The organism is Mesorhizobium sp. Z1-4 (assembly GCF_004000235.1).
GTDB lineage: Bacteria > Pseudomonadota > Alphaproteobacteria > Rhizobiales > Rhizobiaceae > RCIO01.
Window position 1 is genome coordinate 1 of record NZ_RCIO01000007.1, and the last position, 25,111, is coordinate 25,111.

The following is a 25,111-nucleotide window of genomic DNA, read 5'->3' on the forward strand; positions in this document are numbered from 1 at the left end:
GCATGCCGATCGCGGCCATCTTCTCAAGGACAGGCATTGCCTTTTCGATATCGCGCACACCCGACTGCGAGTTGGTCGTCGCACCTGCGGGATAAAGCTTCACCGCCGTGATCACACCATCTGCAAAACCTGCCGCAACATCGGCCGGGTCCGTCTGTTCGGTGAGATAGAGCGTCATCAGCGGCGTGAAGTCGTGGCCCTCTGGCAGGGCGGCCACAATCCGCTCGCGATAGGCCACCGCATCCTTCACCGTCACCACCGGCGGCACCAGATTGGGCATGATGATGGCGCGGGCGAAACTCATCGAACTGTACGGCAGCACCGCTTCCAGCATCGACCCATCCCGCAGATGCAAATGCCAGTCGTCAGGCCGGCGGAGTGTCAGGGACGTCATGATGGCACCTTGAGGAACTCATAAAGAATGTCGACGGCAGCGATGAAGTCGGGAAGCTCCATCGCTTCCTTCGGGTTGTGCGAGCCATTCTGGTTGCGCACGAAAACCATCGCGGAGGGAACGCCGGCGGCGCCAAAAACAGCCGCATCGTGACCGCCGCCGCTCGGCATGACAAAGGGTGCCTGCCCGGCCCGTTCCATAGCCGCTTCAAGCCCGGCCACAAGCGACGGGTCGCAGAGTGCCGGCTGCGAATAAAGCTCCTCGTCGACTTCGAAACGTACCTTGCGGTCCCGCTCGACCTGCCGCATCTCTTCGCTCAGCAGGGTACGCATTTCCTCCAGGGTAGCGGCACTCTGGCTGCGCATGTCGAGACTGAACATGATCTCGTCCGGTATGCGCGACATGGCGTGGCGCTCGGGATCGGTACCGACTACGCCGCTGGTCAGCACCAGGTCGTCGCCCTTCTGCAGGATGGTCGACCAGCTCTCATCAAGCCGCACCAGAAGGTCCGCCATCGCCAGCACCGGGTCGCGACGGAACGCGCGAGGCACGGCACCCGAGTGGCCGGCTTCGCCCACGCAATGTATCGCGCGGTGACGGATATTGCCGCGTATGCCCGACACGACCGCGGCCGGAATGTTCTTGCCGATCAGCAGCGGTCCCTGTTCGATGTGAAGCTCGAGATAGGCTTCTATCCTTGACAGGTCGATGAGGGGTTTGCCGCCGCGCACTTCGTTCATCGGAATGCCGATATCGGCCATATGCTCGTCGAGCGAGCGGCCATCGCCCTTGTGGCGCGCGGCCAGCTCAGACGCCGAAAGCTTGCCGGTGAGCGCCTTGGAGCCGATGTAACAAGGCCCGAACCAGGCGCTCTCTTCGCCGCGCATCGCCAGCACATGCAGCGGCTTGATCCTTGACGTTTCGTCACTCGCCGCGCGAACGAGGCAGATCAGACCAGCCACGATGCCGGCCAACCCGTCGAAGTTTCCGCCGAAAGGCACGCTGTCGACGTGAGATCCCACGACGGTGAACCGGTCGGCATCGCGGTGCCCAGGCAGGCAGAAATTTGCGTTGCCGCCCGCGTCATACCAGGCGTCGAACCCCTGATCGCGGGCGAAGTCGACCAGCATGGCGAGAGTTCTGGTTTCAACCTCCGAAAATGCCGGGCGGCTGACACCCTCGACGTCTGCGGTGCGCGTGGCGATCACATCGAACAATGCTCCGGCGATGCGGATATCTTCGGCACCGGCGTCCTGAGGCATTGGCCTGAGTGCCGTCATGGCGCCGCCTCCATGAAGACAACGCCGGACTTCTGCTCGTCGTCGATCACCGTGCCGATGATTTCGCGAACTGATGAGACGCCCTCGCGCGAGAGCCGCCCTTCCAGTTCGGCAATGATCGAGACCATCGCGGTCGGATTGATGAAGGTGGCCGTGCCGACCTGGACGGCGGACGCCCCTGCGATCAGGAACTCAAGTACGTCATCGGCGGTAGAGATGCCCCCGCAGCCGATGATCGGAATTCGCGTTGCCTTCGCGCACTGATAGGCCATGCGAAGTGCGATCGGCTTCAAAGAAGGACCCGAAAGTCCGCCCATGAGATTGCCGAGCTTGGGGCGGCGGGTACGGGTATCGATGGCCATTGCCAGAAGCGTGTTGGCAACGACGAGAGCGTCCGCGCCACCTTCCTCTGCGGCGCGCGCCACCTCGGGCGTTTCGCCCGTATTGGGCGTAAGCTTCGCCCACAGCGGCAGGCGCGTCGCCTTGCGAAGCCGGCTCATCACCTCATAGGTCGAGGACGGCCGGATGGCGAAGGCCTTGCCGTCTTCCTCGATATTCGGGCAGGAGACGTTCACTTCGATCGCGGCCACGCCGTCGACCGACACCTCGGCGCAAAGCGCCTCGAATTCATCGGCGGTGTTGCCGGATATGCTGACGACCAGCGGCGTGTTGTATGCGCTGTAGAACGGCGCCGTTTTTTCGAGGAAATAACGAACGCCCTTGCTCGGAATACCGATCGAATTCAGCATCGAACCATCGACCTCGCAGACGCGCGGCGTCGGGTTGCCGCTGCGCAGGTCGCGGGTGATCGTTTTCGTGACATGAGCGCCCAGGCATTCGATGTCGAAGACCTCAGCCAGCTCCTCGGAGAAAGTGCCGGAGGCCGGCATGACCGGGTTCTTGAGCTTCAGGCCGGCAATATCGACAGACATGTCTACCATGGCATCGCCTCCTGAATGTCGAAGACGGGGCCTTCGCGGCAGACGCGCAGCTGCACGCGCTTTCCATCCTGCATGAAGGGGCGCACGCAGCAGTGGCACATGCCGAGACCGCAGGCCATTTGCTGCTCAAGCGCGATTTCGCCCGGTATGCCATGCCGCCTGCCGAGCTTCTGAAGCAGCAGAAGCATGCGGTTCGAACCGCAGGTGTAAAACGCGTCGACGCCTCGCTTTTCGACAAGCGTTTCGATGACGCCTTCGACATGCTCCATGGAGGAGGTGCCGTCGGCATCCGTCACGGTGACGACATCGGCGCCCATATCGCGAAAATAGTCGATCGACATCAGCACATCGGCATGTCTGGCGCTGCAGATCGCAGTAAGCCGGCGACCGCGATTGCGCGCCTCAAGCGCCAGCGGCGCCAGCGTTGCAAGACCGACACCGCGCGCAACCAGCACCAGATGCTGCCAGTCGTCCTCGATACGGAAGCCCAGACCGAGCGGGCCAAGCACATTGAGCATGTCGCCCGGACCGAGGTGGAAAAGCGCGCGCGTGCCAGCGCCAGCCACCTTGTAAAGGAAGTGCAGCTCGCCCGTTTCGGGAAAGAAGCCGTAGATGCTCATTGGCCGGCGCAGATATGGCGTTTCACCGCCGATGACCGGGCACAGAAGATGGAAGAACTGGCCGGCGCGGCAACGCTCGAGCAGCTCCAGCGGAGCCTTGAGCGCAAGCCGCATATACTCGCCGTTGACAGGGTCATTCGACACCACAACGAGGTCACGCTCGAACACGTCAGCGGCGGGCAGACGCGTGCCCGCCAGCGGTGGAGACAACACCTTGCCCATCAGCCGAACACCAGATTCGGCAGGAAGGTCGAGATCGGCGGCACATAGGTGATCACCGCGAGCGCGACGAGGTTGGCGATCACGAAAGGCCAGATGCCCGAAATGATGGTCATCACCGGCTTGCCGAGCGTGGACGATGCAACGAACAGATCGAGCCCGAAGGGCGGGGTGATCATGCCGACCGAAATGTTCAGCGTAACGATCATGCCGAAATGGATGGGGTCGATGCCGAACGCCGTCGCAACCGGGTACAGTGGCGGCACCAGGATCAGCAGCGCCGAATTCGGGTCGATGAACATGCCCGCGATCAGGAATGCGACGTTGACGACGAGCAGGAAGATGATCGGGCCGGCATCGACTGCGGCCAGGAAGGCCAGGATCTGGTTCGGCACCTGCGCGAGCGTGATGAAGTAGGAGAGCAGGCCGCCCAGCGCGAGCAGAATGAAGATGATGGCGGTGGAGATCGCGGCGCGTTCGGTGATCTCGAACAGCCTTCTGAATGTCAGCGAGCGGAAGACGACGCTTTCGACGAAAATCGCGTAAACGACGCTCGCTGCCGCGGCTTCGGTCGGGGTGAAGAAGCCGGTGTAGATGCCGCCCAGGATGATCAGCGGCATGCCCAGCGCCCAGCCGGCGTGGCGGATGGCGGCGAAGCGCTCGGACCAGCTGGTCTGGGGGCCGGCGCTGACGCCGCTGCGGCGGGCCTCCACAGCGACCAGAATGGCAAAGACCAGGCCGAGCACGAGACCTGCCGCGATGCCGGCCACGAACAGGCGGGCAACCGAGGCGCCGGTCATCCAGCCATAGATGATGAGCGTGATCGACGGCGGAATAAGAAGCGCGGTCTCCGCGCTCGATGCGACGAGGCCGAGCGAAAATTTCTCGCGGAAGCCGGCGGCGCGCATCTCGGGATAGACCATGCGCCCCATGGCCGCCACTGTGGCAGGTGCCGAGCCGGAGACCGAGCCGAAGGCCATCGAGCCACCGATGACCGTGTAGCCGATGCCGCCCTTGCGGTGGCCGACCAGCGATTGCACCAGCCCGGTGAGGCGGCGGGCAATCTGGCCGTCGCCCATCAGCTCGGCTGCGAGAATGAAGAAAGGAATTGCCAGCAGGGTCGAGTGGTTGATGCCACCGACCACCTTCTGGACGATAACCGGATCGGGCAGCGAGCCGTAAAAGAACTGCTTCGCCATGATCGCCGGGACGCCGAGGACGAGAAACATCTCGAAGCCGCACACCAGCATCAGCACGGCCGTGGCAATGACTGCGAATAGGAGGATCATGCGTCGCTCGCTTCGGTCTGGGAGTAGCGGTCGATCATGCCGGTCAGGCTGAGCAGGTAGCGCAGTGCCAAAAGCGTGAAGCCTATCGTCGGCGCGACATAGAGCCAGCCCATCGGCAGGCCGAGAGTCGGGCTGCGCTGGCCGGTCCCGAATACAAAGCCGGTCATCTTGTAACCAAGCCAGACCAGATAAAGCGCGAATACCAAGCCGAGCGCGTCGATGATCTTGCCCATCGGCAGGCCGAGCTTGCGGGCAATGCCGGCCCGCCAGGTGTCGACCGCGACATGCCGCCCGTATTCAAGTGCGAGCCCCATTGCCAGGAAGACGAGATAGACGTTCATCAGACGAACCGCCTCTTCGATCCAGGCCAGATCGGATGCCAGGCTGGAGCCGGAGGCGCGCACGACGACGTTGGTGAAGTAGAGGCCGACCATGGTGAGGAACAGCGCGACAAGCAGCGAGCGTTCCACCAGGCGCAATATCGATAGCGATCTCTGCACGGTTCTCCTCCTTTTCCCGGACCAAATGAATACGGCGCGCGAGCGGCCAAACTAGCCAGCTGCCCGCGCGCCGCGAAAGCGCAACCTTATTTGATCGCGGCGTATTCCTTCTCGTAAAGATCGATCAGGGCGGCACCCTCGTCGCCTGCGCGCTCGACATATGCCGTGCGGGTTGCCGGATACATGATCTCACGGAAGGAAGCCTTATCCTCGGCGGTGAGCTCACTCACGTCGAGACCAGCTGCCTTGATCTCTTCCAGAGAAGCAGCGACCGCCGCAGCCTTGTGAGCGATCAGGTCAGGGATAACTTCGGCAAAGGCGTCGGTGATCACTGTCTGATATTCGGCGGGCAGGCTTTGCCAGAAAGCCGGGTTGAAGAGGATCACGTCCTCCATCGCACCGTGGTTGGAGACAACAAGGTATTTCTGCACTTCGTAGAACTTCATCGCCCGGATGGTGTCGAGCGGGTTCTCCTGCGCGTCGACAACGCCAGTCTGAAGCGAGGTGTAAAGTTCGCCGAAGGGCAGCGCGATGGCCGATGCGCCGAGAGATTTGTACTGCTCGATCAGGATGTTGGAATCCATCACGCGGAAGGTCTGACCGGCGAAGTCACCCATCCCGGTCAGCGGCTTGTTGGATGTGAAGTTCTTTTTGCCATTGGGCCAGAGCATCAGGCATTCGACACCGCGGCTGTCGAAAGAATCGCAGAGCGCCTGCCCGAATGCTCCGGCCCGCAGTTCCTGCGCTTTCGCGTCGTCGTCCGGGAGGAGGAAGGGAATGTCGAGAATGGAAATGGCCGGGTTGAATCCGCCCAGGAATGCCGCGGGAGCAACGGTTGCCTCCAGCGTGCCGAGCTGAACGCCCTCGGTCATTTCACGCTGCTGGCCCAGCTGGCCCTGTGGGAAGATCTGAAATTCGACCGCGCCGTTGGTGCGTTCCGCGACCAGCGCCGCCACCTTCTCAAGATGGATATGGCGCGACTGCTGCGTTGATTCCAGGTGGCCGATCTTGGCGACGAAGTCCGCCGCCCAGGCGCCAACCGCGCTTGTTGTAACAATGACCGAAGAAAGGGCCAGGCTGCGAAGCAATTGTTTCACGGGTTCCACCTCTCGTCTGCTTATGGGATTGCTGCATGCTGGAGCGTATGGACGACCGGAAAGCCTGTCAATCATTTTTCTCAAAAATGAGACGAATGGCCTATTCGTCTATTTAATAAGCTTCTGACATGTTTTCGGAATTCGAATTTGACAATCGGCCAAATGCGGTCCGATAACGGCTATCCATGCAGCTGAGGTCGATTTGGATGAATGAGCCGTTCGGGGATTCAGTTCGTTTCAAGGATATTGGCGCCCGATTGCGTGCTCACCGCCTTGGCAAAGAACTTACGCCGGATGAACTGGCAGGCAAGCTCGGCATTTCTCGCGCTGCTCTTTATCGCGCGGAGAAAGGCGAGATTCGCAAGATCGACATGCTCACCAGCATTGCCGATGAACTTGGCGTGTCGCTGGCGAGCCTCATGGGCGTCGGTGTTGAGTATGTCAGCACGGCGATAGCCTTCTTCGAGCGCATGCGGCAGCTCGAAGAGCAGTGTCAGCAGATCATCGGGCTGTTCAGCCCGGTCTCGTATCTTCTCACCTCGGATAATTACGACACCGTCCTCAGGGAAGTTCTGCGCGAGTCCGTCCCCGAAGGGGTCGAGGCGGAAGGCACGTCCACCAAAGCCGTCGACGGGCTTCTGGAAATACTTCGGGCGCGAAAGAAGGCCTTCAATTCCAACCGGCCGCTTATCGTCAGCCTCATAGCCTCTGCCGATCTGGAGCGGTTTCTGCTGCATGGCCTGATCGGTCGCCACGACCTGCCTGCCGATACGATCGATCTTCGCCGCAGGCACGCGCGGGCGGAAGCCGAGTTCATTCTTTCCATGCTGCGCAGCCAGCCAATCGGAATCCAGATCGGCATTGTCCGCGAGCCGGTGCCGGCGACCAGCTTCCAGATATTCCGTCAGGCCGACAGATCGGTGCTTGCCATCAGCCCCTTCCGGCTTGGCGAGCAGCCCAATATCCGGTTGGGTGTGGCGCTTATCACCTCGGCTCCCGAAGCGATGGAGCTTCACGAAGGCATTGCGGAACGCCTGTGGGGAGAAGCGCTGAAAGGCGGCGAAGCGGCGTCCTATCTTGAGGCAATGATCGAGAAATACGCGATCAAGAAGTGAGGGCGCCGAGAAGCTGAGCGCGCCTTCAGGCCCTGATTTCGTCGGCCGAGTTCGCCAGTATGGAGCGCACCCGGTCAGCCGCTTCATTTCCCTTCAGGCTGTTCTGCCAGAGTTGCGCCGTGACTTCCTGGTGCAGCTTTACCGAATCCTGCGCTGCCGTGATCGTGGCAACCCCGACGCGAATGTTGGCATAAAGCCCGAGCCGGAATGGGCTTACCGCAACCTGCGCAGCGGAGCCCGTTCGCAGAATCTGGAAACTTGCGCCTGGCAGCGAATCTTCGACAAGGCCGATCTGTACTCCCATTGGCTGATCCGTCAGCAGCCGCAGGATATTTTCGACCTCGGCCAGCGCGGCAGCTCGCCGCCGCTTCAGTTCGGCGCCGTTAATGCCGTGCCTGCCAACGAAGCCGAGCCGCAGCACCTGTTCGAGCTCGGCAGCGGAGACGAGACTGATGATATTGGGGCGGCGGCTGAGATAGCCAGCCTTGCGGGCCAGAAGCAGCTCGATGATCTCATCGATCTGACTGCCGAGATTCTGGCGATTGACGGCGAGCTCCGGCACGCTTTCCATGAGGATGTCCGGCAGCAGCGCATCGAAACCCTCCGTGGTCAGCAGATATGAAATCGGCCCGAACAGGACGCTGATCTGATCCGCCATCCCCTCAAGCTGGCGCACGCGCTCATAAAAGCCCGCCGCCGTCGAAATGAACTCCGACCCAACACCAAAGAGCGAGGCGACGGAAATCTCCAGGAAGTCGGCGATTTTTCCGAGCGCATCCACGCGGATTGGCTGGCCCGCCTCATATCTGTAGATCGCCGCCCGAGACAGGCCGGTTCCCGATGCCACGTCTTCGGGCAATAGCCCCTTGCCAAGGCGGAATGAGCGGAGGCGCTCGCCGACATGCAGTGCGGTTTCGTATTGCGACGTCATCGTTCTCACGGGTGCTTTTTCTCAGGAATATGGCCAGCGACGCAATTTCACAAGTTGTAGAAAACGGGCGTCGTGGTTCTTATCAGTGAAACGAATCTCAATTCGTGGAATCGTTGCGATGCTGTCGGTAGCGCGCCGCGGGAGCGGCGGCAATGTCAAAACCCTTTGGGATTGTGCCTTTCGTTTGAACGGACCCGGCGCCAGCCGGTCCATGTGCGGCGCCCACAGCTAGTCGCAATATTGCGCAATCGTGAACATAAATCTCAATATTGGGATTTTTCTTGACATAGATAATTGCTCGGACGTAGCCTTGTGACACGTCCGCAGAGGCGGCTGTCCCAGAACATCTTTTTGATTGACGCCCGAAAGGCCCGAATTGATCACGATCCAGCAAATCGCAAAGACCTTTGGCGGCAAGGAAGGCAACGTTGTCGCGCTGGAGCCTTTCAGCCTCGACATCGCGGAGGGTGAACTGGTGTCGATCATCGGCCCGTCCGGCTGCGGCAAATCCACCCTGCTGCGCATCATCGCCGGATTGGAAGTGCCGACATCAGGCAAGATCGTCCTTGGCACCGCCGGTCAAAAAAGGCCGGTCGGGTTCGTGTTCCAGGATGCCGTTCTGCTGCCCTGGAAGACGGTTGCCGAAAACATCCGTTTTCCGCTGGACACGTCGGGCGCTCCGCGCAGTCAGAGCGACGAGAAGGTTCGTGAACTCATCAAGCTGGTCGGCCTCGAGGGTTTTGAAAACTCCCTGCCTAAACAGCTGTCGGGCGGGATGAAGCAGCGGGCCGCGATCGCCCGCGCCCTGGCCGACGATCCGCCCATTCTGCTGATGGATGAGCCGTTCTCCGCCGTCGATCTCCTGACAAGGGAAACATTGAACGACGAGCTAAGCCGAATCTGGCAGCAGACGGGCAAGACCATTCTTCTCGTGACCCATTCGGTCGAGGAGGCGGCATATCTGGGCACCAAAGTCATGGTCATGAGCCCCCGCCCGGGCCGCCTGAAAAAGACCATCGAAGTCGACCTGCAGCTGCCACGGGACGAGCATACAAGACGGTCCGCTGAATATCTGGACCTGGTTGCCGAACTCCGCAACATGATGCGGGAGATGACCGAATGAACGGCCGTGTTCGGGCCGGCCTCGAATACGGCACCGCGCTTCTGCTTCTGGCTTTAGCCTGGTGGTATGCGAGCGGCCCAATGGGAATGCCGCACTATCTGCTGCCCTCGCCGCAGTCGGTCATCGCGACGCTCTGGGACCTTCTGCAGAGCGGGCAACTGCTGCCGCATGTCGCTTTCACGGTTCAGAATATCGTGCTCGGCCTTGTGATCGGCACCGTATTCGGGGTCGCGCTGGCTTACCTCTTGTTCAAAATCCCCGGTCTCGGGGAGGTCCTCGAGGGTCCGCTGGTCGTCCTGCAGACGGCCCCGAAAATCGCCCTGGCGCCGCTTATCATCATCTGGTTCGGGCTTGGACTGACGGCCAAGATCGTCCTTATTGTCAGCCTCGTCTTCTTTCCGGTTTTCGCCGGCGCGCTCGCCGGCCTGCGGGCCATCGACAGCAGGCTGCACGACCTGGCTGACCTGCTTCATCTCTCGCCACTTCAGCGCCTGGCAAGCATCGATTTGCCGGCCTCGCTTCCGGGCATATTCGTCGGCGTCAAAATCGGCGCGATCCAGGCGCTTGTCGGCGCGATCCTGGCCGAGTGGATGTCCGGCGCGCAGGGCCTCGGCTACATGATGACCTTCGCCACGGCGACTTACAAAACGCCAATGCTCTTCGGAGCCGTACTGCTTACCGCGCTGTTCGGCATGGCGATGCACGCTGTTCTCAACGAGATCGAAGCCTGGTTCCTGTCGTGGAATACGCCCGATGAACAGTAGAGCCGTTCCCACCGCGCTGCATCCGTTCACAGACGGTCGACCGCCGCATCTGCCATGCGGGCCCGGCGATGTCTGCGAGGACGTGCTCGTTCCAGGCGATCCCGACCGCGTGGCACTTCTCGCGGGCATGCTCGACAGCGTGACCGATTTCGGACGCCGCCGCGAATTCGCCGTCGTAAGCGGACGCTACAACGGCCACCCGCTCACCATCTGTTCCAGCGGCATTGGCGGTCCGTCCACCGAGATCGCGCTGGTTGAGCTGGCAATGCTGGGCGCCAGGCGTGTCGTCCGCATCGGAGGCATGTCCGCGCTGATCGACGACATCCCGACCGGCTCGTTTGTAGTTGCGGACAAGGCAATCGGCATGTCCGGGGTCGCGCCGCTCTATTCGAAGACCGCTGCCGTCGAGTTCAGTTCCGATCCCGACCTGTGTGCGGCCCTCCTGGACACCGCGCGGACCAGGGGGCTTGCGGTTCGGACCGGCAAGATAGCGACCAGCGACAGCTACTATCTCGGCCAGGATCGCCCCGTCGCCGCCGCAGGTGACCTTGAGACCAGCTACCTGGAGAGTTTCCGCACACGCGGCGCCATCGGCGTCGACATGGAAAGCCAGGTCATTCTTTCCGTGAGCCAAAGGATCGGCCTGAAGGCGGCCTGCCTTCTCGGCGTTCACGGCAACCGGGCCACCGACGATTGGCTCGTCGACTACGAACCCACGCAACGCAACCTTCTGCACATCGCAGGAGACGCGCTGATCAGGGCTCAAACACAAACCTCGTAAGAGAAGGAATAGGAATATGCATGACAAGCTAAGGAAACTCGCTGCTGCAATTGGCCTTGTGGTTCCCCTTCTAGGCGCATCGGCTGCCGGCGCGCAGGACAAGGTCGTCTTCCAGATCGACGGCAACGTCGTGCCCTTCTACGCACCGCTTTACGCAGGTGTCGAAAACGGCTTCTTCGCGGATCAGAATATCGAGGTCGAGTTCCTGTATGCAGGCGCCTCCGACATCCTGACCAACATTGCTGCCGGCAATGTCGATTTCGGATTTCCGAATGGCGACGCCGTGGTGGCTGCCGCCGCAAACGGCCTTCCCGTCAAGGTGGTCCACACTACTTATCAGCGCGGAATCGGCGCCCTTCTGGCCAAGAAGGAAAGCGGCATCGAGACATATGCCGATCTGAAGGGCAAGAAAGTCGCGGTCACGTCGCTGGGAAGCCCGAACTATCTGCAGCTGCAGGTCGGCCTTGCCAAGTCGGGTCTTTCGATCGACGACGTTACGGTCGAGGTTGTCGCATCCGGCGCCATTGTCCAGACGCTTCAGAGCGACGACGTCGACGCTATCGTTTTCTCCGAGCTGAGAAAGTACGCGCTGGAGGCGGCCGGATTCGACGTCAACATGATCCTGTCGAACGATTTCCTGCCATCCTTCGGCAATGTAGTCGTCACGAGCTCAGCCAAACTGGCTGAAAACCCCGACCTCGTGAAGCGGTTCACCACTGCCGTGACCAAATCCTATGAGTGGGTCATCGACGGCCATGTGAAGGAAGCCCTTCAGATATCGATGGATAAATATACACCGACCTGGGCAGACCAGATGGACATCCTCACGACCGCGTTCGAAAACACATTCGTGGCTTCTGTCTGGCAGAGCGGGCTTACCAAGGAAAAGGGCCTGGGCGCTGCCGACTTCACTGCCTGGCAGATGAATGCGGACATTCTGGCCGAGTACAAGGTGATCGACGCCGCGCCGAAGGCCGCGGACTTCGTGGTCGACCCCTCTTCGATCGAGTAGCCTGGTGCTGAAACGAAACCTGATAGGTCTGTTCGGGATCGTCGCGCTCTGGGGCGCGGCGGTCCCGCTGTTCGACATTCCGGCCTATCTGTTGCCGGGCCCGTGGGCGGTTCTGCAGAGCCTGATCTTCCATTTCCAGCGTTCCGCGCTCGCCTGGCACATCTACGTCACGCTGACTGAAATCCTGGGAGGCTTTCTTCTGGGCGCCGCCGTCGGTGTCGTTTCGGCAATTCTGTTCTCGCGCTCGCCGCTTCTGCTTCGCCTTTCCACGCCGCTGATCCTGCTTTTGCAGACAACGCCCAAGATCGCGATCGCTCCGCTGCTGCTTCTGTGGCTCGGGCTCGGTGCGGCACCGAAAATCGTCCTGGTGGCCATCGTCACCTTCTTCCCGGTCATGACCGCGATGCTGTCCGGCATTGTCTACATGAACAAGTCCTATGCCGACCTCGCCGGTGTGCTGAGGCTCTCCGCATGGCAGCGCTTTCGTCATATAGAACTTCCGGCTGCGATCCCGACCTTGTTTGCGGGTGCGACCGTTGCCACGACGCTTGCGATGACCGCCGCGGTCATCGGTGAGCTCATGGGTGCGAACAAGGGAATCGGCTTCCTGCTGGCAAACGGTCAGGAAAATGCCGATGCAGCCACCGTCATCGGAATGGTGATACTGCTTTCGTTTATGGGCTGGGCATTCTTTGCGCTGCTGGATTATGGCCGGCGGCGCATGGAAGACCGCTATCTGTGAACCTGGTCGCCGGAGACCGTGTGAGCGCACAGGCGCCAACTGCGCGTGCTGAGCGGTAACTAGCGGGCCTGAAAAATGGCGATCCCGACAGGATTCGAACCTGTGACCCTCAGATTAGGAATCTGATGCTCTATCCTACTGAGCTACGGGACCGCTACCGGCACACATAGCCGCTCGTGCCCGCTTCGCCAAGCGCCTGTATCACTACCAAATGTTCAGTCGCCGACCGTGGCGGTGACGATCAGTTCGACCAGATCGTCGCCTTCCAGCTCAGCGCCGATGCAGGCTCTGAGCGGCAGATTGGCGCGGTCGACCCATTCGTCCCAGGCGCGGTTGAATTCCGGCTTTGCGCCGATGTCGGTGATGTAGGCCATGACCGTCAGGATGCGCGACTTGTCGGTTCCGGCCTCGGCGAGGTGGCTGTCGATCACGGAAAGCGCGCTGCGGGCCTGCTCGTAGAGCGAGGCCGGCTTTTCAACCGACACCGCCACCGTGGTGACGATGCCATTGTGAACGACTGCCCGGCTGCGCGTCGGCGACAGCCGGGACGGTCCGATGCGGGTGATCGCCGGCATGTGCTGCGCCGTCAGGCAGCGAGCGCGGTTTCCGCCAGCTTCACCCAGTAGCTAACGCCGTGGGGAATGGCTTCGTCGTTGAAGTCATACGCCGGATTGTGAAGGTTCGCGGTGTCGCCATTGCCCATGAAGATGAAGGCGCCGGGGCGTGCTTCCAGCATGTAGGAAAAGTCCTCACCGCCCATCACCGGCAAAACGTTGGTGTCGACGTTCGGCTCACCGGCAACCGATTTGGCGACGCCGGCAGCGAAATCTGTCTCTTCCGCATGGTTGAAAGTAACCGGATAATTGAAGTCGATCTTCACATCGACGGTGGCGCCGTGCGCGGCCGCTATGCCCTCGCAGATCTCGTTCATGCGCTTGGCCGCTGCTTCACCCACCTCGGTGCGCAGGATGCGGATTGTGCCATTGAGCTCAACCTGCTCGGGGATAATGTTGAAGGCGTCGCCGCCGTGGAATTTGGTGACCGAGACCACCACGGAATCGATAGGATCGATGCTGCGCGAGGCAATTGTCTGCAATGCCGTCACGATCTGGCTGCCGACAACGATCGGGTCGATCGTACCGTGCGGCATGGCGGCATGGCCGCCCTTGCCCTTGACGACGATCCAGAACTCCGCAGTCGCGGCCATGGCCGGACCGGGGCGGATCGCAAACTGGCCGACAGGCAGGCCCGGCATGTTGTGCATGCCGAAAACGGTCCTGATGCCGAAATGGTCCATCATGCCGTCCTTGACCATCGCGTCGCCACCGGCGCCGCCTTCTTCGGCCGGCTGGAAGATGACCGCGACCGACCCTTTGAAGTTGCGTGTTTCGGCAAGATATTTGGCCGCGCCCAACAGCATCGCTGTGTGGCCGTCGTGGCCGCAGGCATGCATCTGGTTGGGGGTCTTCGACGCCCATTCCTTGCCGGTGATCTCGTTGAGCGGCAGCGCGTCCATGTCGGCGCGCAGGCCGACAGCCGGACCGTCGCCGAGATTGCCCTTGATGATGCCGACGACGCCGGTCCTGCCGATGCCGGTCACAACTTCGTCGCAGCCGAATTCGGTGAGCCGTTCGGCCACGAATGCCGCTGTCTGGTGAACGTCATATAGAATTTCCGGGATTGTATGCAGATGGCGGCGCCAGCCGGTGATTTCGTCATGCATTTCGGCTACGCGGTTCAATATCGGCATCAGGCAGTACTCTCGCTGGTTACAGCCGGAGGGCGGCTTCATTGAATTGTGAGGTGCTCGACTTTGCCATTTTGGCGTCACATGAGATAGATAGCAGGGCAAGCAAAGTTATTGGCCCTAGCGTGCGGCGCTGGTCGGCAGTCGAACCATACTGACACTGCCGCCGAATGGGCAAGGGCGAAATGGGGTTGAGAATGCGCGCTCGGATTGCGTCAGTCCGGTTGATTGCAGCTCTGATACTGGCTGCCCTCGCAGCGCCGGCGATGGCCGGCCCGCATATCGTGGTGGATGTCGGCAGCGGACGGGTGCTGGATGAATCGGAGCCTTTCCGCCGCTGGTTCCCCGCATCGCTGACCAAGCTGATGACGGTCTATGTCACCTTCCGGGCGATCAGGGCCGGCGAAATCACGCTCAAATCTCCGGTGGTCATTTCGGCCAATGCCGCCAAAGAGCCGCCCAGCAAGATGGGTTATCCGAAAGGCTCAGTGCTAACGGTCGACAACGCCATCAAGATCCTGATGGTCAAGTCGGCCAACGATGTCGCGACAGCACTGGGCGAGAGCGTTGGCGGCTCGGAAAAGGCGTTTGCTGGGCGTATGAACGCGGAAGCGCGGCGGCTTGGCATGGCCGGTACGAATTGGGTCAATGCTCACGGGCTGCATTCGGACCACCAATACACGACCGCGCACGACATGGCGCTTCTGGCGACGGCAATCCGCCGGGAATTCCCGCAATATGACAGCTATTTCGCCATCGAAGCGCTCCAGGCCGGCAAAGCGCGCCTGAACAACCACAATTCGCTGATCGGGCGTTTCGAGGGTGCAGACGGCATGAAGACCGGCTACACGTGTCCCTCCGGCTTCAATCTGATTGCCTCGGCACAGCGGCGCGGGAAGCGCGTCGTAGCGGTTGTCCTGGGTGCGGAATCGGTCGAGGAGCGCGCCGAAACGGCAGCCGAGCTGCTGGCCAGGGGCTTCTCCCGGTCGTCCTTTGGAGCCAAGCGGCTGGATACGATGCGCCCCTATGGCTCGATGCTGACCACCGCCACGAACATGCGGCCGCTGATCTGCACCAAGACGGCACGGCAGGAGCGGTTGGCCAATCGCGACGAGCAGGGACGCCGCGTCATCAGTTCGCCTTACATGACCGCATTCGACCGGCCGCGGCGCGTCATCGAAGTGGGTCTTGGCGGCACCGTCGGCCCGCTCCCGGTTTCGGCAGCGAGCGCATCGAACATCCCGATCCCAACGCCGCGTCCGGCTTATACGCCGACGGTCGCGGAAGGCGGCTGAAGCTAGCCGATGCATCTCGATCCTATTGCCGTCACGGTAATTACCGGCTTTCTGGGCGCGGGGAAGACAACGCTGCTCAACCGGATTCTGAAAGATCCGGCGATCAAAAACACGGCCGTGATCATCAATGAGTTCGGCGATGTCGCGGTGGACCACCTGCTGGTCGAACAGTCGTCCGATGGCGTCATCGAGCTTTCCGACGGCTGCGTGTGCTGCTCGGTGCGTGGCGAGCTGGTGGACACGATTGCCGACCTTATCGACCGCGCGCAGGCAGGCCGTATCGCGCCGCTGGAGCGGATTGTCATCGAAACGACCGGCCTCGCGGACCCGGTTCCGGTGCTGCAGTCGTTGATGGGGCATCCCGCAATTGTCGCCGCCCTGAGGCTGAGCGGGGTCGTCACGGTGGTCGACGCGGTGAACGGACCCGCAACGCTGTCGCAGCACGATGAGGCGAAACGGCAGGTGGCGGTCGCCGACAGGATAGTCCTCACCAAAACGGACTTGCCGCAGGCGGTGGACGTCAAAACGGTTCGGGCACTGATCAGCGGTCTCAATCCCGCAGCGCGAGTGACGAATGTGCCCAGCGACGACGTGGACACTGCCACCCTGCTCGACAACGGCCTTTATGATCCGGCGACTAAATCCGCCGATGTCGCCCGCTGGCTTGGAGATGGCGGCCCCGGCGCTCATGACCATTCCCATGGGCACGACCATCACCACCATCACCACCCCGAGCGGATCAGGAGTTTCTCGCTGGTCCATGACACGCCGATCGAAACCGGCGCGGTCGATATGTTTCTGGATCTGGTGCGGTCGACCCAGGGCGCGAAGATGCTGCGCATGAAAGGTATCGTGCGGCTGGCCGACGATCCCGAGCGGCCGCTGGTGCTGCACGCGGTGCAGACATTGATGCATCCGCCCGCACGGCTTCCCGCATGGCCGCAAGGCAGCGCCCGCGAGACGCGGCTGGTGTTCATAGCGGACGGCATGGACGAGACCTATGTGCGGCGGCTGTTCGCGGCGATTACCAACCAGCTGTCGGTGGACACGCCGGACAGGGCCGCGGTCGAGGGCAATCCGCTGGCGATTTCGGGCTTTTCGGGCTGAAGCTCGCCACGCCGGCAACGTCTGCGGCATTCACACGAAGATGGCTTTAGCGGCTGCCGCGCTCCAGCGTGAAGCGGTGGCCGCCGGGCACCTTCTCGGCTGCCAGGAGGCGGTGACCGTCATCGCTGCAGAATGCGGGAATGTCGATTGCTGCCAGCGGGTCTGTGGTTTCGATCACCAACTGCGCGCCAGCGGGCATGGCTGACAGCCGTTTGCGGGCGCGCAGTACTGGCAATGGACAGTTCAGGCCGCGAAGGTCGTAATAGTCGGCGTCGTCGCGCGTCACTGGTCGCGCTTGAACATACCCCACAGCTTGCGCAGGGGATTTTTCTTTTCGCCGCCTTCGGCGTTGGCGGGTTGCGGGTTCTCGGCAGGCACGGCCGTTCCGGCTGCGTCAGCGACCGAATTTGCCTGTTCCTCGGCCAGCGATGTTGCGGGCGCAGATTGCGGCGCGGCAGCGACCTGCGGTGCAGGGCGTGGCGGTGGGGCTGTCACCGGGGGCGTTTCGGGCTGCATGTTGGGCGGCAGCCGCGTCACCCGTTCGCCGCGCGCGCGGCGGCGCGACCAATCGGCGACCTGGGTAGCCTCGCGAAAGCCGCCGATGCTTGGCGACGGCGCTCTGCGGCTGCTCGGTTCGCCGAGTGCTGCGGAAAACGCGGCGTCGTATTTGAGCTGATATGACTGGTATGCGGTCTGCAGACGCGCTGGCTGCGCCATTGCCGGACAAGAGGCGTTCGGCGAGAACGAACTGCCTTCCTGAGGTATCGAGTTGAACACGTAGCGCCGGCCGCACACATCGACCTTCGGCGGCACTTTCGTGATCTCGAAATGGTCATAGCCTTCCTTGAGCATGGTCCAGAACTGATAGTTCGGATCCTGCTGATAGCGGGCCATGTTCTCGGCCGTCATGCGGAAGGGAAATGCCTGCACCTGGAACGCTTCCTGGCCGCCGCGGAAGGCGTCGCGCGCAAACGCGTAGATCTGCTCCACCTGTTCATCGCTCATCGAATAACATCCGGCGGACGAGCAGGCGCCATGCACCATCAGGTTGGAACCCGTGCGGCCATGCGCACGGTCGAAATTGTTCGGATAACCCATATTGAAAGCGAGGTGGTAGCTCGACTTCGGGTTCATCTGCCAGGGCTTGATATCGTAGAAGCCTTCAGGCGCCTGGCGGTCGCCCTCGGTGAATTTGGGGCCAAGCTTGCCGGACCATTTGCAGATGTCGTAGCTCGTCGCCATCGCGTAGCGGCCGGTATCCTTCTGCTTCCAGACCTCCAGAACGCCTTCTTCCTTGAAGATGCGCAGCATGATGGGCGCCGTGGTCGTCATGCCCTTGGCGCGCATGGACTGAACCAGGCTGGGGGGAAGTTTCTTTTCGGCTTTCGGCGATATGTCTTCCAGCGTTTCGTTGCACCCTGCGAGTGCCAACGCCGAAACGATCACTGCTATACGCGCGAGATGCGGTACCATTGGCGAAATGCTCTGAACCCTGTCCCTCGGCGGGAGATACGCCCGCGCCGACCCTGTCTCCATCGCACATTATGCGGTTATGCTTGAAATTTCATTACCGCAAGGCACCGGGAGCTTGCCTCACGGCATTGTCATTGAACCGATCGAGACGGCGATATTGTGGCAATTCCGTGCCGGAAGCGTGCCGCTTCGCCTAGAGATCGCGGCCGATGGCGAGGAATTTTTCGCGCCGGTGCTCGCGGAAGTCGAGATTGGCGCCGGCGAGTTCCTCGAAGCTCCTGGCTATCCGGTCGCCCGTGTCCGCGATCACCTTTTCCGGCGCGCGGTGGGCGCCGCCCAGGGGCTCGGGAACGATCTCGTCAATGATCTTGAGGCCCAGAAGATCCTGGGCGGTGATCTTCATATTGGTCGCCGCATCCTTGGCGCGCGCAGTGTCGCGCCACAGGATCGAAGCGGCGCCCTCGGGCGAAATGACCGAGTAGATCGCATGTTCGAGCATCAGAACCCGGTTCGCCGTGGCAATGGCGATTGCGCCACCGGAGCCGCCCTCGCCGATGACGACGCTGACCGACGGCACCTTGAGGGCCAGGCAGGTCGAGGTCGAGCGGGCGATCGCTTCCGCCTGGCCGCGCTCCTCGGCGCCGATGCCCGGATAAGCGCCTGCTGTATCGACCAGCGTGATCAGAGGGATGTTGAAACGGTCGGCCAGCTCCATGATGCGCACCGCCTTGCGGTAACCCTCGGGGCGCGCACTGCCGAAATTGTGTTTCAGGCGGCTTTTGGTGTCCGATCCCTTTTCCTGCCCAATGACCGCCACGGCCTCGCCGCGAAAACGGGCCAGGCCACCGACGATGGCTTCGTCCTCGCCAAAGGCACGATCGCCGGCAAGCGGAGTGAAGTCGGTCGTCAGGGCATTGATATAGGCAAGACAGTGCGGCCTGTCGGCGTGACGGGCAACCTGTGCCTTCTGCCAGGGCGTCAGGGCGTTATAGAGGTCGCGCAGCGCTTCCTTGGCGCGCTTCTCAAGCCGTTTGATTTCGTCGGCAACGTCGACGGCCTCGCCGGCTTCGGCAAGCCGCCGCAGCTCGAGAATCTGGCCTTCGAGATCCTGAACCGGTTTTTCGAAATCCAGATAATTATACATGCGCCCGACAGTACTTGATCAACGAAACTGAGACCCCGAAGGGCCAGCCGGCAACGGCTGCACCAAGGCCTGACATAACGATCACAGACCTAGTCGGCAAGCGGATGGTGCCGGTTGACGAGGTCGATGAGCCGCTTTTCGAGCACATGCGTGTAGATTTGCGTGGTCGAAATGTCGGAATGGCCCAGCAATTGCTGAACAACCCGAAGGTCGGCGCCGTTCTGCAGTAGATGGCTGGCAAAAGCATGGCGCAGCACATGCGGTGAGATACTGGCGGCCGAAATGCCGGCGCGGGCGGCAAGCGCCTTCAATTCGCGGGCAAAGACCTGCCGTGGCAAATGCCCGCTCTCCGAGGATGACGGGAAGAGGTAAGAGCTTTGCGCCAGCGCGGCGCTGGCGTTTCTGGCTTCGAGCCATCGCCGCATCGCTTCGCGTGCGCGGGCGGACAGCGGAACCAGGCGCTCCTTGTTGCCCTTGCCGGTAACCGTGAAATAGCGGTCATCGCGTTTTGCGACCGAAAGCGGCAGGCTGACCAGCTCGGAAACGCGCAGGCCCGTTGCGTAAAGTACTTCGGTGAGCGCATGCAGCCTCAGCGCCGAAACGGGGTCGATTCCGTCAGGCGGTGCGGCGGCTTCCTTCTGCGCGCGCTCAATCAGCGCATCGACATCGGCTTCGCTCAGCGTTTTCGGGAGCGTCTGGGCACGGCGGGGGCTGTCCAGCGTGGATGTCGGATCGTCGCCGCGCAGGCCCTCGGAGAACAGAAACTTATAGAACTGGCGCAGCGCGGAGAGTTTGCGCGCCTGGGTGGAGGTTGCCATGCCGCGCGCCGCAAGACTCAGAATGTGTTCGCGCACCGCCGGCGCCGGTGCTGACGCTATGCCGCCCCATGCGCCGGAGAGCGATGCGGCTGCGTCCTCGAGATCGCGCCGGTAGGCGGACAACGTATTTTCGCTCGCACCGCGCTCGGCGCTCATCATTTCAAGGAAGGCTTCTATGCGTGAGGCGTCGCGCATAGCGGATTCTAACGGTTGATCCGCTCCGGCGGAACACGCACGGAAATCTCGCCGACATTGGGTTTCACATATGTCGCCAGCGCGAACATGCCGCCATAGATCACGCCGACGATGACGGCGATGACAACAAGGAGGCGGAAAAGGGTCGGCATAAGGCGAAAGTCTTCTCGATACGGCGCCGGAAGGCCGTTATGGGACGCCGATGACGTCATTGCAAGCTATGGCCGACGCTGTCGCGCGGACCGAGGTTGGCTGGTTCGGCTTGACGATTGCAGGCTTTTCATGTCGAAACCGCGGCCAAGGGCCGAACCATGACAAATACCACTACGACAATGAGAGGCGCGGCGGCGCAGCTGCGTCAACTGCTCGGTGACCGGGTGATCGTGTTCGTGGGCCTGATGGGTGCCGGCAAGACGGCTATCGGACGGCGTGTCTCGCAGCTCGCGGGAATGCCGTTTGCCGACAGCGATCATGAAATAGAGCAGGCGTCGCGCATGAGCGTGGCAGATCTGTTCGAAGCTTATGGCGAGGCGGAATTCCGCGCACTCGAGCAACGTGTCATCACACGGCTTCTGCAGGAGCGGCCGGGGGTCATTTCCACCGGCGGCGGGGCATTCATGAACGACGATACGCGGGCGGCGATCGCGGAAGCGGGCGTTTCCGTATGGCTCAAGGCCGACATCGACGTGCTCATGGCACGGGTGATGAAAAAACAGACCAGGCCTCTGCTCAAGACAAGCGATCCGCGCGCGGTCATGGAAAGCCTGATGGAAGCGCGCTATCCGGTCTACGCCCGGGCCGACGTGACCGTAAACACACGCGACGACAGGCGCGAAGTCATCGCCGATGAGGTGATGGCAGCACTTGTGGCGCATCTGAGCGAAAAGAACGCATGACGATTTCAGCCGAAGCAGATGACGCACAGATCGTTCGGGTGGGGTTGGGCGAGCGGGCCTATGACATTGTGATCGGCCATGGCCTCATAGCGCAGGCCGGGGCTCGCATTGCCGCAGCGTTTGCCGGCACTCGCATTGCCATCGTGACCGACAAGAATGTCGCCGCCCATCACCTGGCGACCCTTGAAGCCAGCCTTGCCGGCGCCGGGCTGGAACACGCTACCGTGGCGATGGAACCGGGGGAGCGCACGAAAAACTTCGGTGCACTACAGCATGTCGTCGATTCAGTGCTGGCGGCGCGGCTTGAGCGCGGCGACCTGGTGATCGCTCTGGGCGGCGGGGTTATTGGCGACCTTGCCGGCTTCGCGGCAGCCATTGTCCGGCGCGGCATGCGCTTCGTTCAGATGCCGACATCGCTTCTGGCGCAGGTTGATTCCTCCGTCGGCGGCAAGACCGGCATCAACAGCACACACGGGAAGAATCTGGTCGGGGCGTTCCATCAGCCGAGCCTGGTGCTTTCCGATACCGGCGCGCTCGACACGCTTCCGGCGCGCGAGTTTCGAGCCGGTTATGCCGAAGTCGTCAAATATGGACTGATAGACCGGCCGGCGTTCTTCGCGTGGCTGGAGAAAAACTGGGCCGAAGTGTTTTCCGGCGGTTCCGCCCGCACCGAAGCGATTGCGGAATCCTGTCGGGCCAAGGCCGAGGTGGTGGCGCGCGACGAGCTCGAGACCGGCGACCGCGCTCTGCTCAATCTCGGCCATACATTCGGCCATGCGCTGGAGGCTGCTACCGGGTATGACGGCGCGCGGCTGGTGCATGGCGAGGGCGTTGCCATCGGCATGGCGCTGGCGCACCGCTTTTCAGCGCGCATGAACCTCGCAAGCCCCGACGATGCAAGCCGCGTTGAAGCGCATCTGAAGGCGGTCGGCCTGCCCTGCCGGCTCGACCAGATACAAGGCGAACTGCCTGGCGCGGACGGCCTGATGGACTATATTCGCCAAGACAAGAAAGTGTCGCGGGGCGCGCTCACGTTCATCCTGACACGGGGTGTGGGCCAGGCATTCGTCGCCAGGGACGTGCCCGCGGCCGAAGTAAGATCGTTTCTCGCAGAGCAGATCGGACGATGACATCGGAATTCTGGATTACCTCCGGCGCTGTGATGGCGCTGATTGTACTGTCCTTCCTTTTCTCGGGCACCGAGACCTCGATGACAGGCGCGTCGCGCGCCCGGCTTCATTCGCTTGCGCAAGGCGGCGATGACCGCGCATCGCTTGTGGAGCGGCTGATCGAGCGTCGCGACCGGCTGGTGGGTGCGCTGTTGATCGGCAACAACCTGGTCAATATCCTCGCCTCCGCGCTGGCCACCAGCGTGCTGCTCAAGCTCTTCGGCGATGCGGGCGTGATCTACGCTACCGTCGGGATGACCGTGCTTCTGGTCATCTTCGCGGAAATCCTGCCCAAATCCTGGGCGCTGTCGCGTCCGGAAGGCTTCTCGCTGGCTGTGTCGCCTTTCGCGCGGTTTGTGGTGTTTCTGTTCGGCGGACTTTCGACCGCGGTCAACTGGATCGTGCGGCGGCTGCTGGCGCTGTTCGGGGTCAATCTTCTACAGGGCGATTCCATGCTGTCGGCGCATGACGAGCTGCGCGGCACGGTGGCTGTGCTTCATCGCGAGGGGGCGTTCATCAAGCAGGACCGAGACCGGCTCGGCGGCCTGCTCGACCTGCATGACCTGGAAGTCTCCGACGTGATGGTCCACCGCACGGCGATGCGGTCGCTGAACGCCGACGACCCGCCGCAGGATATCGTCGCCGAAATCCTGCAAAGCCCGCATACGCGCATGCCGCTGTGGCGCGGGTCGCTCGACAATATCGTCGGCATCATCCACGCCAAGGATCTTCTGCGTGCGCTGCACGATGTGGACAATGACCCGGCGCGTGTCGACATCATGAAGATCGCGGCCAAACCCTGGTTCGTTCCCGACACGACCAGCCTGAAGGACCAGCTCAACGCGTTCCTGCGGCGCAAGGCGCATTTCGCCGTGGTGGTAGACGAGTATGGCGAGGTCGAAGGGCTGGTGACGCTCGAAGATATCATCGAAGAGATCGTCGGTGAGATCGCCGATGAGCACGATGTCGATATTCAGGGCGTTAAGCAGGAGGCTGATGGCTCGGTGGTGGTGGATGGCTCGGTACCGATCCGCGACCTTAACCGGGCGCTGGACTGGAACCTGCCCGATGAGGAGGCGACCACGGTGGCCGGTCTTGTCATTCACGAAACGCAGTCTATCCCCGAGGAAAAGCAGGCTTTTACCTTCCACGGAAAGCGCTTTGTGGTGCTCAAGCGCGAGCGCAACCGCATCACCGGCCTGCGTATCAAGGCACTGGACGGTTAGGCACAGGCCTTCTGTACGGTGCTTTGTGCCTGCGCGGGCGCGGCAACCTCGACGCGGTCGCGTCCGTTGCGTTTGGCCGCGTAGAGGGCCGTATCAGCCCGCTCCTGAAACTCGAATGCCGTGTCGCCGGGGTTCAGCTGGGCGATGCCGAAACTCGCCGTAAAGCGGGTCTGCGGCGGCATGTCGCCGACTTCCTGAATGGCGAAGGCGGAGCGCACATTTTCAGCGAACAGGCGCGCGGTACTGAGGTCGGAGCCGGCCAGCAGCACAGCGAATTCCTCGCCGCCGATACGTGCGGCCGACCGCGGATCCGTAAGGCAGTCTCTCAGCAATTGCGAAAAGGCGACGATGACACGGTCGCCGGCAGCGTGGCCGTAGGTGTCGTTGACCGCTTTGAAGCGGTCCAGATCGCCGATCACCAGCGAAACGGGCAAGCCCGTTTCGGCAGCACTGCGCATACATTCATCGAGATAGGCCTCGAAGCTGCGGCGATTGGGCAGGCCCGACAGCTTGTCGGTCATCGATTGCCTTGTGAAATCGGCCATTACGTCGCGAATCAGGATCGCGAGCAGCAGCAGGGCAGCCGCCACTCCAAGGACCGTGCCGCTGGTTTGGGAGATCATCGCGTAGTCGGTGGCGAGATAGCTCTCCGAATTCCGGCCCGCGCCGCCGCTCCAGGCCGCGGCGAAGGGTTTGGCAAGATAGTGCAACGCGGAGAGCAAGAGCATGCCTGCCAGGACCTTGCCGGCCAAGCCCGGCCTGGGCCAGCGCATGGCGATCGCGGCTCCCAGGGCCTGCAGAAGGAAATAGGGTGTCTGGAAGAGCAGCAGCCGGGTGAAGGATTCGCGCGCCATGTCGTCTATCGCCAGCCGCAAAAGCAGGGCGCCGAAGGCGATTGCCAGCACCGCCTTCCATGGCGGGCGCCGGTTATGAAGATGCGCAATGCCGCGCGTAAAGGCTGCGAGCGCGGCGATGAAGGCCATATAGGCAGCAACGCGCAGCAGAATCGACGGCGCCGCCGCGGCAACCACAAATTCGAGCAGAAAATTGAGCATGCCGAAGGCAAAGCTGGCTGCAAACCAGCGGGCGGATACGCGGGCGAGATCGTAGACGGCAACAACAAGGAATGCGGCGGCAAACAGGCCGGCCACACTGAGATTGATCGCAAGGATGAAACCGGCGCCGCTCATGTCAGGCAGCGAGTGTGTCAAAGCCGTTTCAACAACTGGTTAA

Annotated in this window: 27 protein-coding genes and 1 tRNA gene; 11 read left to right on the forward strand and 17 right to left on the reverse strand. The window is 62.0% G+C overall.

Annotated elements, in window-relative coordinates:
- The 7 genes from EP165_RS18070 to EP165_RS18100 form a co-directional block, all read right to left on the reverse strand.
- The coding region (locus EP165_RS18070; RefSeq protein WP_127524254.1) for a dihydroorotase at positions 1 to 394 on the reverse strand (394 nt) is incomplete at its 3' end.
- Positions 391 to 1,674: a Zn-dependent hydrolase gene (locus EP165_RS18075; RefSeq protein ID WP_127524255.1), complete on the reverse strand. Its 1,284-nt coding sequence runs from the start codon at positions 1,672 to 1,674 to the stop codon at positions 391 to 393. The genes EP165_RS18075 and EP165_RS18070, both read right to left, overlap by 4 nt.
- Positions 1,671 to 2,615, reverse strand: a complete 945-nt coding sequence (locus tag EP165_RS18080; RefSeq protein ID WP_127524256.1) for a dihydroorotate dehydrogenase — start codon at positions 2,613 to 2,615, stop codon at positions 1,671 to 1,673. Before EP165_RS18080 ends, EP165_RS18075 begins: the two co-directional genes overlap by 4 nt.
- On the reverse strand, positions 2,609 to 3,457 hold the full coding sequence (locus EP165_RS18085) for a dihydroorotate dehydrogenase electron transfer subunit (RefSeq protein ID WP_127524257.1): 849 nt from the start codon (positions 3,455 to 3,457) through the stop codon (positions 2,609 to 2,611). Before EP165_RS18085 ends, EP165_RS18080 begins: the two co-directional genes overlap by 7 nt.
- The gene (locus EP165_RS18090) at positions 3,457 to 4,743 is read right to left on the reverse strand and encodes a TRAP transporter large permease (RefSeq protein ID WP_127524258.1); all 1,287 of its coding nucleotides are present in this window, start codon (positions 4,741 to 4,743) and stop codon (positions 3,457 to 3,459) included. The genes EP165_RS18085 and EP165_RS18090 overlap by 1 nt, the downstream gene beginning before the upstream one ends.
- Complete coding sequence (locus EP165_RS18095) at positions 4,740 to 5,243, reverse strand: TRAP transporter small permease (RefSeq protein ID WP_245440215.1); 504 nt, start codon at positions 5,241 to 5,243, stop codon at positions 4,740 to 4,742. Before EP165_RS18095 ends, EP165_RS18090 begins: the two co-directional genes overlap by 4 nt.
- A gap of 86 nt (positions 5,244 to 5,329) precedes the next feature.
- Positions 5,330 to 6,340 carry a TRAP transporter substrate-binding protein gene (locus EP165_RS18100; protein WP_127524259.1) on the reverse strand — a complete coding sequence of 337 codons (1,011 nt, stop codon included), beginning with the start codon at positions 6,338 to 6,340 and terminating at the stop codon, positions 5,330 to 5,332.
- Positions 6,341 to 6,597: 257 nt separating this feature from the next.
- On the opposite strand from EP165_RS18100, the gene EP165_RS18105 reads away from it, so the two are divergent.
- Positions 6,598 to 7,455 (forward strand): helix-turn-helix domain-containing protein, encoded by an 858-nt coding sequence (locus EP165_RS18105; protein ID WP_245440216.1) that lies wholly within the window; start codon positions 6,598 to 6,600, stop codon positions 7,453 to 7,455.
- Positions 7,456 to 7,480: 25 nt separating this feature from the next.
- On the opposite strand, the gene EP165_RS18110 is transcribed toward EP165_RS18105, so the two are convergent.
- On the reverse strand, positions 7,481 to 8,386 hold the full coding sequence (locus EP165_RS18110) for a helix-turn-helix domain-containing protein (RefSeq protein WP_127524261.1): 906 nt from the start codon (positions 8,384 to 8,386) through the stop codon (positions 7,481 to 7,483).
- Positions 8,387 to 8,762: 376 nt separating this feature from the next.
- On the opposite strand from EP165_RS18110, the gene EP165_RS18115 reads away from it, so the two are divergent.
- Genes EP165_RS18115 through EP165_RS18135 form a run of 5 tightly spaced genes read left to right on the forward strand, consistent with a single transcriptional unit; the run spans position 8,763 to position 12,808 of the window.
- Positions 8,763 to 9,509, forward strand: a complete 747-nt coding sequence (locus EP165_RS18115; protein WP_127524262.1) for an ABC transporter ATP-binding protein — start codon at positions 8,763 to 8,765, stop codon at positions 9,507 to 9,509.
- Positions 9,506 to 10,273: an ABC transporter permease gene (locus EP165_RS18120; protein ID WP_245440217.1), complete on the forward strand. Its 768-nt coding sequence runs from the start codon at positions 9,506 to 9,508 to the stop codon at positions 10,271 to 10,273. The genes EP165_RS18115 and EP165_RS18120 overlap by 4 nt, the downstream gene beginning before the upstream one ends.
- The gene (locus EP165_RS18125; RefSeq protein WP_127524263.1) at positions 10,263 to 11,054 is read left to right on the forward strand and encodes a nucleoside phosphorylase; all 792 of its coding nucleotides are present in this window, start codon (positions 10,263 to 10,265) and stop codon (positions 11,052 to 11,054) included. Before EP165_RS18120 ends, EP165_RS18125 begins: the two co-directional genes overlap by 11 nt.
- Positions 11,055 to 11,070: 16 nt before the next feature.
- Positions 11,071 to 12,066, forward strand: a complete 996-nt coding sequence (locus EP165_RS18130; protein WP_127524264.1) for an ABC transporter substrate-binding protein — start codon at positions 11,071 to 11,073, stop codon at positions 12,064 to 12,066.
- Positions 12,067 to 12,070: 4 nt separating this feature from the next.
- On the forward strand, positions 12,071 to 12,808 hold the full coding sequence (locus tag EP165_RS18135) for an ABC transporter permease (protein WP_127524265.1): 738 nt from the start codon (positions 12,071 to 12,073) through the stop codon (positions 12,806 to 12,808).
- A 76-nt stretch (positions 12,809 to 12,884) separates the two neighbouring features.
- On the opposite strand, the gene EP165_RS18140 is transcribed toward EP165_RS18135, so the two are convergent.
- The 3 genes from EP165_RS18140 to EP165_RS18150 form a co-directional block, all read right to left on the reverse strand.
- Positions 12,885 to 12,961 (reverse strand) — tRNA-Arg (locus EP165_RS18140).
- A gap of 62 nt (positions 12,962 to 13,023) precedes the next feature.
- Positions 13,024 to 13,383 (reverse strand): RidA family protein, encoded by a 360-nt coding sequence (locus EP165_RS18145; RefSeq protein WP_127524266.1) that lies wholly within the window; start codon positions 13,381 to 13,383, stop codon positions 13,024 to 13,026.
- A gap of 11 nt (positions 13,384 to 13,394) precedes the next feature.
- Positions 13,395 to 14,558: a M20 aminoacylase family protein gene (locus EP165_RS18150; protein ID WP_127524267.1), complete on the reverse strand. Its 1,164-nt coding sequence runs from the start codon at positions 14,556 to 14,558 to the stop codon at positions 13,395 to 13,397.
- 194 nt (positions 14,559 to 14,752) lie between these two features.
- Between EP165_RS18150 and EP165_RS18155 the strand changes: the two genes are divergently transcribed.
- Together EP165_RS18155 and EP165_RS18160 are read left to right on the forward strand one after the other, a co-directional pair.
- Entirely contained in the window at positions 14,753 to 15,850 is a 1,098-nt protein-coding gene (locus tag EP165_RS18155; RefSeq protein WP_127524268.1) for a D-alanyl-D-alanine carboxypeptidase family protein, read from the forward strand.
- A 9-nt stretch (positions 15,851 to 15,859) separates the two neighbouring features.
- The gene (locus tag EP165_RS18160) at positions 15,860 to 16,957 is read left to right on the forward strand and encodes a CobW family GTP-binding protein (protein WP_127524269.1); all 1,098 of its coding nucleotides are present in this window, start codon (positions 15,860 to 15,862) and stop codon (positions 16,955 to 16,957) included.
- Between the two features lie 46 nt (positions 16,958 to 17,003).
- Here the strand turns inward: EP165_RS18160 and EP165_RS18165 are convergent, their stop codons facing one another.
- From EP165_RS18165 to EP165_RS18185, 5 genes are all read right to left on the reverse strand, one after another.
- Complete coding sequence (locus EP165_RS18165; protein WP_127524270.1) at positions 17,004 to 17,243, reverse strand: sulfurtransferase TusA family protein; 240 nt, start codon at positions 17,241 to 17,243, stop codon at positions 17,004 to 17,006.
- Positions 17,240 to 18,430 carry a L,D-transpeptidase family protein gene (locus EP165_RS18170; RefSeq protein WP_127524271.1) on the reverse strand — a complete coding sequence of 397 codons (1,191 nt, stop codon included), beginning with the start codon at positions 18,428 to 18,430 and terminating at the stop codon, positions 17,240 to 17,242. The genes EP165_RS18165 and EP165_RS18170 overlap by 4 nt, the downstream gene beginning before the upstream one ends.
- Before the next feature lie 193 nt (positions 18,431 to 18,623).
- Positions 18,624 to 19,574, reverse strand: a complete 951-nt coding sequence (locus EP165_RS18175; protein WP_127524272.1) for an acetyl-CoA carboxylase carboxyltransferase subunit alpha — start codon at positions 19,572 to 19,574, stop codon at positions 18,624 to 18,626.
- An 89-nt stretch (positions 19,575 to 19,663) separates the two neighbouring features.
- Entirely contained in the window at positions 19,664 to 20,587 is a 924-nt protein-coding gene (gene xerD, locus EP165_RS18180) for a site-specific tyrosine recombinase XerD (protein WP_127524273.1), read from the reverse strand.
- An 8-nt stretch (positions 20,588 to 20,595) separates the two neighbouring features.
- The gene (locus EP165_RS18185) at positions 20,596 to 20,739 is read right to left on the reverse strand and encodes a histidine kinase (protein ID WP_127524274.1); all 144 of its coding nucleotides are present in this window, start codon (positions 20,737 to 20,739) and stop codon (positions 20,596 to 20,598) included.
- Between the two features lie 159 nt (positions 20,740 to 20,898).
- Here EP165_RS18185 and EP165_RS18190 point away from each other — a divergent pair, with 159 nt between their 5' ends.
- From EP165_RS18190 to EP165_RS18200, 3 genes are read left to right on the forward strand one after another with little or no spacing between them, the layout of a single operon-like run.
- Positions 20,899 to 21,483, forward strand: coding sequence for a shikimate kinase (locus EP165_RS18190; RefSeq protein WP_127524275.1), 585 nt, complete (start codon positions 20,899 to 20,901; stop codon positions 21,481 to 21,483).
- Positions 21,480 to 22,613 (forward strand): 3-dehydroquinate synthase, encoded by a 1,134-nt coding sequence (gene aroB / locus EP165_RS18195; RefSeq protein WP_127524276.1) that lies wholly within the window; start codon positions 21,480 to 21,482, stop codon positions 22,611 to 22,613. Before EP165_RS18190 ends, aroB begins: the two co-directional genes overlap by 4 nt.
- Positions 22,610 to 23,878 carry an HlyC/CorC family transporter gene (locus EP165_RS18200; protein WP_127524277.1) on the forward strand — a complete coding sequence of 423 codons (1,269 nt, stop codon included), beginning with the start codon at positions 22,610 to 22,612 and terminating at the stop codon, positions 23,876 to 23,878. The genes aroB and EP165_RS18200 overlap by 4 nt, the downstream gene beginning before the upstream one ends.
- On the opposite strand, the gene EP165_RS18205 is transcribed toward EP165_RS18200, so the two are convergent.
- Positions 23,875 to 25,068 carry a GGDEF domain-containing protein gene (locus EP165_RS18205; protein WP_127524278.1) on the reverse strand — a complete coding sequence of 398 codons (1,194 nt, stop codon included), beginning with the start codon at positions 25,066 to 25,068 and terminating at the stop codon, positions 23,875 to 23,877. The genes EP165_RS18200 and EP165_RS18205 overlap by 4 nt on opposite strands.
- Positions 25,069 to 25,111 lie beyond the last annotated feature (43 nt).